A 12086-nucleotide genomic window follows, 5' to 3' on the forward strand; every position below is an offset into this window, starting at 1 on the left:
TCTCTACTTCAACGCTGCTAAGCCCATATCGCCTTCATCAGATGGTATTTTACCGTTATTCATATCATCTGCTATTTGCTTATAAATCTCTAAGCTCTCTAAGGCATATTTGGTATCTATCTTCTCCATCGCAAATCCCACATGTATCAGCACATAATCCCCCACCGATACAGGCTCAGCTATCAAGTCCAAGCTCACCCCACGCTTAACACCGAGAGTTTCAACAATGGCAAAGTTATTCTCATCTATTGATATCACTTTTGAAGGTATTGAAAGACACATTTTTATCCTTATTTTTACACATTAAAAGCACTAATTCTAGCAAATATTTTTTTAATTTTCAATACGCTTTATTTGACAAAAAGGCTAAAATTACATAAAAATCAAAGGCAACGCAAAAATTTTGAATTCCTGAGAATTCAAATCTAGAATTCCTATGCGTCAGCACAAAGCACACCAAATCCATCACAGCTGCACCAAGACCTGAAAGTAAAGTTATTTTTTTCGCTCCTTTTTTATAGATTACGAGCTAATTATAAAAATGCTTAACAACTTTTTGGAAACAAAATTTAATTTTGGAATTTCAAATTCTAGAATTCCCTAAATGCTAGGGAATTCTAGAGTAAATTACAGATTAGAAATATCTTGTTTTTTGCCGGCAAACACACTTGCTAAAACACCAAACCCTAAAATAGTAAAAATCGCTATTAAAGAAATAGTAGAACTTATTTCAAATTCTAGATCAAACATAGCATTTAAGGCGTTAATAATAATTTTAAAGCCTATGAAAAACAATAAAACAATCACTGATTTTTCTAAATAAACAAGGTATTTTTTTAAAGATTCAAGCACAAAATACATAGCCCTTAAACCCAAAATAGCAAAAATCATAGCTGAATATATAATCAAAGGCTCTTGCGATACAGCAATGACGGCTGGAACGCTATCAAAAGCAAACATAACATCGCTAACTTCTATCACGCAAAGGCATAAAAACAAAGGCGTAGCAATAAGCCAAGTCTTTTTATCTAAAAAATTAAGATTTGGGTTTTTATTTAGCTCACTTTGGGCAGTGTTTTTGCTTATAAAAAAACTATGACCGACTATTTTTGGAAAAACGCTAAAATATTTATAGACAAACTTATAAGCTAAATGATTTGAGTAATCTTCTATTTCATCATCATCGCTATCATTATTTTTTAACATTAAAATTGCGCTATAAAGCACTGCAAGTCCAAAAATTATTTGTATCCACGGCCCAAGCATAAAAAGCCCACTTCCAATAGCTACAAAAATCAGTCTAAAAACAATAGCGCCAAGTATTCCAAAATAAAGCACTTTATGTCTGTAATTTTGTGGAATTTTAAACCAAGTAAAAATCGCCATAATCACAAATAAATTATCTACGCTTAAAGATTTTTCTAAAATATATCCAGCAAAGAAAAGTTTTGCCATTTCTCCACCGTGTTCATAATACAAGAAAATCCCAAAAACCACAGAAACTAATACCCAAAATATAGACCATAAACTAGCTGACTTTAAAGACATAATTTTATCGTTTTTATGCCATACTAAATCCACAAAAAGCGCAGCTACGACAAAAAGAATAAAAATAATAATAGTGTATAATGGAAAACCTAGATGTTGCATTTTTATATCCTAAGAAGATTGTAAGCCAAAAAACTTGGCTTACAAAATATTTTTACAAGTATTTGATGACTGATCTGTTGATAAGCTCTTCTAGCTTTTTATCTGCTGCTGGCTCGCCAATTGCTGAAAATTTCCACTCACCATTATGTTTATAAAGCTTGCCAAGTATCATAGCTACTTTATAAGCAAAGGTGTGATCCCTTGCTACATTGTAAGTAGCAAAGACTTTATTTACTCTCGTAGGAGTGCCTTCATACAGTCTAATGCTAGCAAATGGAATATCGTTAAAATCAATTTGATTATAAGAGTTTAGAACGAAAATTATTTGATCTACATTACTATCAACTCTACTAAGATCAATACTGATTATTTCATTATCTAGCCCATCATCACCATCCACATCGCCAGTTAAATCATCGCCACTATGGACTATACCAGAAGCTGATTTGTTACCAAAATAAACCACATTTTTTAGATTTTTATTACTATCAAAACAAGCAAGAGATAAATCTAAATCAACCGGCACGGTTTTAGTGTTGCCAAAAAGCCCTGTTTTGCTAATAGCTCCCCAGTTTGCTCCAACACAAAAATCAACCAAAGACGAGCCATCATCTTTTTTAAGAGAAATTTTTTGACCTTTTATAAGAGAAATAGCCATGGGAAAACCTTAACTATTTAAGCCAAATTGCTTGCAAAAGCCATCAAGTCCTTCTTTATACCCAGTGCCAACAGCTGAAAATTTCCACTCATTGTCTTTAAAATAAAGTCTTCCAAAAAGCAAGCCAGTTTCAGTAGAATAATCTTCTTCTAAATCATATCTAACAATTTCAGTATTTGTTTCATCATTTACTAATCTTATAAAAGCATTGCGAACCATACCAAAATTTTGTTTTCTTTGTGCGGCTTCGTGTATTGTTACAACGATAGCTATTTCTTTGATAGAACTAGAAATTTTACTTAAATCTACCTTTATAGACTCATCGTCACCATCACCTTCGCCTGTTCTGTTATCGCCTGTGTGTACCACACTTCCATCGCTACTACTTAGATTATTGTAAAATACAAAATCTTTTTCGTTTGCTACTTTCGCATTAGAATCCAACAAAAACACAGAAGCATCAAGGTCAAAATCAGCCCCAGTATCGCTTGCGTTTGTATCCCAGCCAAGTCCTATTAAAATCTTTTTTAAGCCAGGTGCTTCTTTGTTTAGAGAAATACGCCCACCTTTTGTTAAATTTACAGCCATTTAAGCCTCCTTAAAGAAATTTTATCCCATAGGATATAGGATTAAAATCTTATCAAAGCTAAACTTAAAAAATAATTAACCTATAGGATAAATTTATGAACGAAAAGTTTAGCAATGCTAGTGAAAGTGAAATTATAGAATTCCACAAAAAATTAGCTGATAATATAAGAGCTTTTAGAGAAAATGCTGGCATTTCGCAGCTTGATTTAGCATTAGAAATCGGTATAAAATCAGTTGCATTTTATTCAAATTGCGAAAACTTACGCTACGGCAAACACTTTAATTTAGAGCATATTTACAAAATCGCCAAAGCATTAAATATAGATATAAAAGAATTATTTTCTTAGTATAATTAAAATGATTTTTGGAATTCCAAAATAGAATTCCAAATTCTAGAATTCCTAGAAAATATAAAAAAGAAAACCCCCGCACCCCCAAGAAAAAAGATACTAAGAATTTTAGAATTCCCTAGAAATTTACTTTTTTAGCAAGGCTTTTTGCTCAGCGATAAACTCTATCCACGCTTAACACCGAGAGTTTCAACAATGGCAAAATTATTCTCATCTATTGATATCACTTTTGAAGGTATGCTAAGGCACATTATTTTAATTCCTTTTTCATTTTTAAATAATTTATCCACTTATCTATGCCAAGGCCTGTTTTGCTATCGACTTCTATTATATCAACTTTTGGATTTAGCTTTTTGGCCTCTTTTTTCACCTCATTGATATCAAAATCAAAATGCTCTAATAGCGAAGTTTTCGTTATCACCACTATATCAGCCGCTCTAAACATAACAGGATATTTAGCCACCTTATCGCTCCCTTCTGGCACACTGATTAAGACAGCATTAAGGTGAGCACCCACATCATAACTAGCTGGGCAAACTAAATTTCCCACATTTTCTATAAATACCAAATCAAGCTCTTTAAGTGGTAAGTGGTGTAAGCCATTATGCACCATAAAAGCATCTAAATGACAAGTTTGGCCGGTACTAATCTGATGAGCCTTGCCACCTGCATTTATAATGCGATTAGCATCCATATTGGTCTCTAAATCCCCCTCAACTACCCCAACTCTTAGGCCACTTGATTTTATAGTAGCTTCTAAAAGCGTGGTTTTCCCAGCTCCCGGACTACTCATCAAATTCACACACAATAGCCCATATTCGTCTAAATGCGCTCTATTGTGAGCAGCTTCGTGGTCATTATCTTTTAATATTTTCTCCACTACTTCAATAGTCTTTTTTTCATTTAACACCGGATGGTCATGATGACCGTGATGGTGATGATTATGATGATCATCGTGACTATGATGATGCGATCCACCCATACTGCAACCACAATCTTTACACATAATATCTCCTTAATTTTAAAACAATTAATAATCTTATATATTAAATCTTAGTATTATATCTAAGCAGATTTAAGCCAAAGTAAATCTGCCCCATAGCAATACCAGAATCATTCATAGGCTCATTAATTGGCAAATAATATTTAATATCATGGCGTCTAAACTCAGATATAGTTCTTTTTAACAAAGCTCTATTTTGCCATACTCCACCGCATAAAACAACTGGAAGATTATGCATTTTAGCAATCTTTAGAGCTAAATTTGAAATTCCATTTATAAAAGCAGTAGCTGCTACTTTCATAGGAACATTTAAAGCGCCTATAAATGCATTTTTATAATTAATTATATCTCCATCTATTTCAAATTCATAGGCCGCATTTATATTTTCATCATATAAAGCCTCAAGCATCATAGGGGCTTGTGCATCATAGGTAATAACTGGCAAATTTAGCACAATTGCAGCAAATGCATCAAAAATTCTACCAAGCGAACTAGTATCTACTATATTTAATCTATTTTGTAAGATTTTATCTAGATTAGATCTTTGAATTTGAGGTACTATGGTATCTATTTTTGGTGAGTTTAGATTGTATTTTTTTGCTATTGCGTAAGCTAGATAGTAGATATTTTTTATCCCTTTATCTGCTCCAATAAGCTCAAAATTATCAAAATGCATAACTCTTTTAAACTCATTATCTTTGCATCTTAGCACTTCGCCACCCCATATAGTAGCGTCCTGGCCATATCCAGTTCCATCAAAGCTAAGAGCTAAAACTTCACAATCTAAGCCGTTTTCTAACATTACACTAAGAGCATGAGCATGATGATGATAGACCTTATAAATCTCTTTATTTTTAAAATTATTTACAAATCCAAAATGCGGATGAGCATCACCAATGATAAAATCAAACTCAAACCCATAAATACTCTTAAAACTCTCTAGCAGCTCATCAAATCTTTTAATCACTGCTAAAGAGCCCATATCGCCAATATATGGAGAGCTAAAGATAAGGCCATCTTTATAGATAGCAAATTGATTTTTCATCAAACTCCCAAGCGCTAAAAAGCACCCTTTTGGCGCATCTTTTAATCCTAAATTTAAAGGTATAATATTAGGCTTTAATCCACGAGAAGTTCGAAGATAAATTGGCTTTGAAAATAGCTCAAAACAGATGCTATCATCGCTTGGATTTACAATATCTCTATCATTATCAAGAGCATAATCACACACACTACCAAGTCTGCTAGCAAGCTCATCAAAGTTTGTTAAAATAGGCTCTTTGCTTGGGTTTGCGCTAGTGGCTATAATTGGAGAATTTAATCTATCTAATAGCATTATATGTAGTGGAGTTGGTGGTAAAAATATACCAATACTTCCTACGCCACTAGATATTGACTTAGGTAGATTATTTTTGGATTTTAATAAAACAATAGGTTTTAAATTTGAGTTTAAAATCTTAGCTTCACTCTCATTAATATAAGCATAATCACAAGCCATATCAAGATCTTTACACATTATGGCTAAAGGTTTATGCGGACGCCTTTTACGCTCTTTTAGAGATGATACAGCCTCACTATTTAGAGCATCGCAAACAAGATGAAATCCACCAACTCCTTTAATAGCTATGATTTTGCCATCTTTTAAATCATCTATACATCTTTTAAGAGCCTCTTTATTATTTGCAAGAATTTTGCCATCTAAACTCTTATAGCTTAACTTTGGACCGCAGTTTTTACATGCTACTGGTTGAGCATGATAACGGCGATTGGTTGGGTCTTTATACTCATCTTGGCACTGTTTGCACATATTAAATTTGCCCATTGTAGTATTTATTCTATCATATGGCAAGCTTTTAATTAAAGAAAATCTAGGGCCGCAGTTTGTGCAGTTGATAAATGGATGATTATATCGTCTATTTGTAGGATCTTTTAATTCGGATTTACACTCATCACATATAGCAAAATCAGGTAAAATAGGTGCAAATTTATAACTTTCTTGCGAGCTAATTATATTAAAATCATCATATTTTTTATCGCTATTGCTAATAATAATATTATCTATTCTAGCTAGTGGAGGCAAATTTATTTTAAGCTTAGATATAAACTCATCAATATTTTTCTCATCGCCACAAAGCTCAATTTTCACACAGCTAGAATCATTTAATACAGTTCCATTTAGTTCAAGATTTTTAGCTAATGAATAGACAAAAGGGCGAAATCCAACACCTTGAACCAGCCCAAAAACTTCAATCTTAATTGATCTCAAGTGGATAGTGTCCGCTAAATTTACTTTTATAATTTGAATTACAAAACTTTAAAGCCAAATTTGCAATTACAGGATTAGCAAAGAGATTTCCGCTAAATATCATACCTTCGCACTCTAGTTCATCTTTTAAAATATCACCAAAATCACTTAAAAAAAATGCCAAACTCTCCAAACAGCCAAAGCTAATATTCTTCGCATCTGCGCCAGCTAGCCTAAAACTCATCGTGCTTCTAATAGCTCTTACCCAATCAAATTCGCTCTTGCTACTCATCTTATAATCAATTCTTACCCCTTTTAAACCGCTATAATCCCTAGCGTAGTTTAAAATTTGGCCATTGTATCCTAGAATTTGATCAATTATCATAAATAGCGAATAAAAATTATTAGGTAAATCTATAGTACCATTTGGTAGCTTGTACTCTTTTTGATAGTTTGCAAGTAACCTATCGCCACCATCGAATTCGGAAATTTTTTGCCAAATTTCTTCAAAGCTCTTTGGTAAATTAATTCTAAGCATATCAAATACATCTTCACCCTTATAAACTTTGATAAAATCGCTATATTTTTGACTTAAAAATACTCTAGCGATTGTAGAATTTGCTACACCTAACTCACTTACACAAAGACCAAAAAGAGCATAATTTTTATCATCAAATGAGTTTATAAACTCCATCTCTTTAGTTTTTATAAACTCTCCAGATCTAATAATTAAAATTCTCTCGTCTAAGATTGATACTTTCATATCATTTTTTAAACTTTTAATAGATAAAAAATTTATCCCATTTTCACTTAGGGCTTGAGTGATCTTATAAACATTGATATCCCAAGCGCTTCTAACATCAAAATATAGCGGTGCATCTTTGTGATTACTGCGATATATCGCATTAGTACGCAAATTTATAACCGGCTTTTCAAAACTAGCAAGAGCGATTAGAGATTTTTCATCGCATACAAAAATTTTAGCTGCATTTTTAAGATTTGTTGGTAGTATATAATCACAATCAAAACTACTAAATTTAGATATCTCATAACCATCATAATTTACAGTTTTACCAGCCATTATATCTTTTATAGCATTAGCTATAAATATATTATCACTTTTAAAGCCAAATTCATTTTCATCTGATTTTAAAGCATTTGGAGTAATATTTTTAAAACTAAAATCAAACTCGAATTCGCTATTTTTTGGTAATTCATCAGCTAAACTAACCTTGGACTCTTCAATAAAAATTGAGTGCGGAACTAAATTTATATACTCATCGCTAAATTTAGCTAGCTCGTTTTCATTGCCTTCTACATATAATTTTATAGATCTATTTTGAGCTGTAACGGAGTATTTTAAAGCACTTTTTTTAGCCCAAAAATCTAAAAAAAACGCTAAAACCGAACCATCATTTGCACAACTAAATTCAAAGCAAAGTATCAAAATTGCTCCTTTTTCCACTCATCAGCCATATCTTGCACACCTTTATCATCTATCCTTTCATAGCTAAAACCTAAATTTGAAAGCTCTTTTAAGATTATTTTTTCCATTAAATTCGTAGATTTTTTAATCTCATCGCTAAGCTCAAAACTCATTGGAACAATTCTTCTAGGTATTACACCTATTATTTTAGTTTGCGGTCTATCGCCTACTAAATCCATCATTTCAATAGTTTGAAGCATCTCTACTTCGTGTGCTGAACCAGACCAATTAATGCTCTTTGGCATATCTTCAAAATCAAAGAAATATACATCTCCTATCTGCCCACCATCAGCATCGATACAATCAACGACTATTAAATAATCGCTATCAGCCATTATCGGAGTTAAATGATTTGCTAAAGTACCGCCATCTACAAATTTTAAATTATGTTCTTTGGAGTTAAATTTAAAGTTATTCTCAATCATCTTAACAAAATGAACGCCGACACCTTCGTCGGCGAACATTACATTTCCTACTCCTAGGATTAAAACACGCATCTACTTCTCTTTTGGGAATTTGTAGCCGCTGATTATCGCATCCATAGCACCATCTTTGCCTTTTATAGCGTTAAATACAGCCATATAGATATGAACTACCATAAATATAAAGATAATCCACATAGCAATATGGTGAATTTGACGCACATTAGCAAGTCCTCCCATCCAAGCCTCAATAACTTTCATAGGCGTATAAAGCAACCCGCCAAGTCCTTCATGATATACATTGACATATAAAATCAAGCCAGTCAAGCAGATCACAAAAAGCACAATATAAAAGAATATATAAGAGGCAAATTGTAGTGGATTATAGGTTCCTTGAATATGAGGATGCTTGCCTAAGAATAGATAATATTTAATTTGGGCAATCCAAACTTTAATATCTAAAAAATTCTTTACACTCACTCTTTCAATATGGCTTTGTTTATCAAAGAAAAATAGATATGTCTTAAAGATAAAACAACCTATTAGTATAAATCCAGCTATTTGATGAACAGCACGCCATTTAGCATTCATAAAATTTATAGGCTCACCTGTTATAGCAGGACTTACAAAGACATAAGCAAGATAAAATCCGCTCACACTCAAAACCACAATAGATATAGCTCTAATCCAGTGCGTAAGGCGTAATCCTATGCTAAATTCATAATCAGCGATATGTTTTTTACTATTTTTCATATCTGCTCCTTAGATTAAATTCGGATTAACTTTATAGCTACTTAATTCATTGCCTTTTGTATCCATTACATGGACAGCACACGCTATACAAGGATCATAAGAGTGAATTTTGCGTATTATCTCTAAAGGCTGTTTTAAATCAGCAATTTTCAAGCCGATTAAGCACGCTTCATAGCTACCCATTTGACCTTTAGCATCTTTTGGGCTAGCATTCCAAGTAGATGGAACGACAGCTTGCCAATTCTCAATCACTCCATTTTTAATTCTACACCAGTGGCTTAGCATACCACGAGGCACATTACCTATAAATCTACCTTTATACTCTTTATTAGCATCAATTTGATATTTAGCGCAAGTGCTATCATCGATTTTTAAATTCTCAATTAGATTATTTAATGCTTTTAGAGCATTATCGGCAATGATTTTTGCCTCAATCATTCTACATGCAGTTCTACCTAAAGTAGATAAAACAGCACTTACTGGTAAGCCAGTTTCAGCTAGGAATTTATCCACTACTGGAACTACATTTTTATTGCCTTTTACATAATTTACTACTATATTTGCGAGTGGGCCAACTTGCATAGGCAAACTATCATATCTTGGGGCTTTAATCCAGCTATATTTACCATCTAAATCAAAGACTTTAGAATCTTCCATTTCGCCCTTAGCATTTAGAGTTTTAGCATCTTTAAATCCTGTATAATTTGGCGTAGTATCACCATCATAAGGGTGAAGTGGTGCATCATTTTTATACCATGAGCGAGTAGCTTCTTCGGTGATTTTGCTCTCATCTACTTCAAATACCTTAGATATATCGCCATTTAAGATATAACCACCATCAAATAGATACTCATTAGCACCAATTTGGAAATCTTGATATGTTAATAAATTTGGAGTTCCTACATCATTTACCACGCTTGGCTCATTAGCATAAGCCTTAGCCGCCATCACCAAATCAGGCCAATAAGCACGATTGATAAAATCAGCCATCTCTTGGAATTTCACCATATATTCACCTAGCCTTGCTGGGCTTTGAAGATCCATAACGCATGTTACGCCGCCTACAGTTAGACTTTGTGGATGAGGCTGTTTAGCTCCAAATACAGCCATAGCTTGAGCGATTGTTCTTTGAAGTCTTAAGCACTCAAGATAGTGACTTAGAGCAATTAGGTTTTGCTCTGGAGTAAATTTATATGTAGAGTGACCCCAATAAGCATTAGCAAATGGCCCAAGGTTGCCTTTTTCTACGAATTTTTTTACTTTATCTTGAACTAATTTTAACTGATCTGCGCCACATGCATATGGAGTATCGCAATATTTAAATGCCTCTTCGCTAGCCTTTTTTGGATCAGCACTAAGAGCACTCACCACATCAACAAAATCAAGCGCATGAAGTTGATAAAAATGCACCGGATGATCATGTAAAAACAGAGCCGCATTCATAAGTGTTCTAGTTAGTTTTGCATTTAGCGGAGGGACTATTCCTAGAGCATCTTCTACAGCCTCTATACCTGCTCTATAGTGCGAAAATGTACATACACCACAAATTCTTTGCGTCATAAAACCAGCATCTCTAGGATCTCTACCTTTTACAATTACCTCAATACCACGCCAAAGAGTTGAGCCACTATAAGCCTCTTTAACTACATTATTTTCATCTACGATTACTTCTACACGAAGATGGCCTTCAATTCTTGTAATAGGATCTACTACTATTCTTTGTTCGCTCATATTTTACTCCTTCTCTTTTGTTGCAGTAGCGATAAGTGCGTGAGCTGCGACAGCTACACCTGTGATTGCTAATACACCTATACCAATTTTATCACTTATAGCATCCGCCCCAAGTCCATCAAATACAGTGTTATACAATCTATCACCTAGTGGCACCTCAAATGGCCCCATCTGATCCCAAAAATCTGGCTCAGAACAGCCGATACAGCCGTGACCTGCTTGGATTGGCCAGCTTGTGTGTTGGTTAAATCTCTCACGAGAGCAGTTATTAAATGTATATGGACCTTTACAACCTACTTTATATAGACAATATCCATTTTTTGCACCTTGATCACCAAATTCTTGTACAAATTCACCAGCGTCAAATCTACCGCGTCTTTCGCATAGATCGTGAATTCTAAGCCCATAAGCCCATTTTGGTCTATTATATACATCAAGCGCTGGAAGAGTACCAAATAACAAGAAGTTAAGCACATTACCAACGATATTTTTTTCACTTGGCGGACATCCTGGGACATTGATTACTGGTTTATTGGTGATTTTGTGAAGTGGTTTTGCGTTTGTAGGGTTTGGAGCTGCTGCTTGGATACCGCCAAAGCTAGAGCATGTACCAATAGCAAAGATAGCAAGAGCATTATCACTAGCGTGGATAGCGTGTTCTCTACCTGTCGTGCCTTTTGGGCCTACTGTTAGATAAAAGGCGCTATCACCATCTGGAATACCGCCTTCTACCATTAAGACATATTTGCCTTTATATTTTTGTATAGCTTGTTCTAAATTCTCTTCAGCTTGCCAACCAGAAGCTGCCATAACTGTTTCATGATACTCTAAACTGATATAATCAAATATTAAGCTATCAATTGTAGGTGCATCACTTCTTAAAAGACTCTCGCTACAGCCGGTACATTCAGCCATATGGAGCCAAATCACAGGCAATCTATCGCTAAGCTCAGCTGCTTGAGCTACCATAGGTGCAAAACTAGCCGGCAAGGCCATAAGAGCAGTCATCGCTCCAGCCCATTTCATAAAATCTCTACGAGTAAAGCCGTGTTCGTTTAAAACATCCATAATAGAGCTATTTGCTTTCATTTTTGGAAGTTTGGCTAATTCTGATAGCCTATTTTGTATGGTGGTTATATTATGATTATCTACCATAAATTTCCCTTTTAATTGAGATTAAATTTATCTTAAAAATAAATT

General features: G+C 33.9%; 12 protein-coding genes and 1 pseudogene. 1 reads left to right on the top strand and 12 read right to left on the bottom strand.

Translation table 11 applies throughout. The features are described 5' to 3' along the window. Positions 1 to 3: 3 nt before the first annotated feature. The 4 genes from CIGNP103_RS01980 to CIGNP103_RS01995 all read right to left on the bottom strand — a co-directional run bounded on the left by CIGNP103_RS01980 (position 4) and on the right by CIGNP103_RS01995 (position 2896). Positions 4 to 282, bottom strand: a complete 279-nt coding sequence (locus CIGNP103_RS01980) for a HypC/HybG/HupF family hydrogenase formation chaperone (RefSeq protein ID WP_086241144.1) — start codon at positions 280 to 282, stop codon at positions 4 to 6. Positions 283 to 627: 345 nt separating this feature from the next. After that, complete coding sequence (locus CIGNP103_RS01985) at positions 628 to 1650, bottom strand: TerC/Alx family metal homeostasis membrane protein (protein WP_086268497.1); 1023 nt, start codon at positions 1648 to 1650, stop codon at positions 628 to 630. A 52-nt stretch (positions 1651 to 1702) separates the two neighbouring features. After that, positions 1703 to 2308: a TerD family protein gene (locus CIGNP103_RS01990; protein WP_086268498.1), complete on the bottom strand. Its 606-nt coding sequence runs from the start codon at positions 2306 to 2308 to the stop codon at positions 1703 to 1705. 9 nt (positions 2309 to 2317) lie between these two features. Continuing rightward, positions 2318 to 2896, bottom strand: coding sequence for a TerD family protein (locus tag CIGNP103_RS01995; protein WP_086268499.1), 579 nt, complete (start codon positions 2894 to 2896; stop codon positions 2318 to 2320). Between the two features lie 95 nt (positions 2897 to 2991). On the opposite strand from CIGNP103_RS01995, the gene CIGNP103_RS02000 reads away from it, so the two are divergent. Continuing rightward, positions 2992 to 3243 carry a helix-turn-helix domain-containing protein gene (locus CIGNP103_RS02000; RefSeq protein WP_086268500.1) on the top strand — a complete coding sequence of 84 codons (252 nt, stop codon included), beginning with the start codon at positions 2992 to 2994 and terminating at the stop codon, positions 3241 to 3243. Positions 3244 to 3416: 173 nt separating this feature from the next. Here CIGNP103_RS02000 and CIGNP103_RS08260 read toward each other — a convergent pair. From CIGNP103_RS08260 to CIGNP103_RS02040, 8 genes and pseudogenes are all read right to left on the bottom strand, one after another. After that, positions 3417 to 3497 (bottom strand): annotated as a pseudogene (locus tag CIGNP103_RS08260) (HypC/HybG/HupF family hydrogenase formation chaperone); the annotation flags it as partial. After that, a complete protein-coding gene (hypB, locus tag CIGNP103_RS02010) occupies positions 3497 to 4252 on the bottom strand; it encodes a hydrogenase nickel incorporation protein HypB (RefSeq protein WP_086224122.1) in 756 nt (251 codons plus the stop codon). The gene hypB and the pseudogene CIGNP103_RS08260, both read right to left, overlap by 1 nt. Positions 4253 to 4292: 40 nt before the next feature. Continuing rightward, on the bottom strand, positions 4293 to 6515 hold the full coding sequence (hypF, locus tag CIGNP103_RS02015) for a carbamoyltransferase HypF (RefSeq protein ID WP_086268501.1): 2223 nt from the start codon (positions 6513 to 6515) through the stop codon (positions 4293 to 4295). Then, the gene (locus tag CIGNP103_RS02020) at positions 6502 to 7941 is read right to left on the bottom strand and encodes a hypothetical protein (RefSeq protein WP_086268502.1); all 1440 of its coding nucleotides are present in this window, start codon (positions 7939 to 7941) and stop codon (positions 6502 to 6504) included. The genes hypF and CIGNP103_RS02020 overlap by 14 nt, the downstream gene beginning before the upstream one ends. Further along, on the bottom strand, positions 7938 to 8477 hold the full coding sequence (locus CIGNP103_RS02025) for a HyaD/HybD family hydrogenase maturation endopeptidase (RefSeq protein ID WP_086227802.1): 540 nt from the start codon (positions 8475 to 8477) through the stop codon (positions 7938 to 7940). The genes CIGNP103_RS02020 and CIGNP103_RS02025 overlap by 4 nt, the downstream gene beginning before the upstream one ends. Next, positions 8478 to 9155 carry a Ni/Fe-hydrogenase, b-type cytochrome subunit gene (gene cybH, locus CIGNP103_RS02030; RefSeq protein WP_086232419.1) on the bottom strand — a complete coding sequence of 226 codons (678 nt, stop codon included), beginning with the start codon at positions 9153 to 9155 and terminating at the stop codon, positions 8478 to 8480. A gap of 9 nt (positions 9156 to 9164) precedes the next feature. Continuing rightward, on the bottom strand, positions 9165 to 10886 hold the full coding sequence (locus CIGNP103_RS02035; RefSeq protein WP_086224117.1) for a nickel-dependent hydrogenase large subunit: 1722 nt from the start codon (positions 10884 to 10886) through the stop codon (positions 9165 to 9167). 3 nt (positions 10887 to 10889) lie between these two features. Beyond that, complete coding sequence (locus tag CIGNP103_RS02040) at positions 10890 to 12041, bottom strand: hydrogenase small subunit (protein ID WP_086224116.1); 1152 nt, start codon at positions 12039 to 12041, stop codon at positions 10890 to 10892. Positions 12042 to 12086 lie beyond the last annotated feature (45 nt).

The sequence above is a fragment of the Campylobacter sp. P0103 genome (assembly GCF_002139545.1).
Lineage (GTDB): Bacteria > Campylobacterota > Campylobacteria > Campylobacterales > Campylobacteraceae > Campylobacter > Campylobacter devanensis.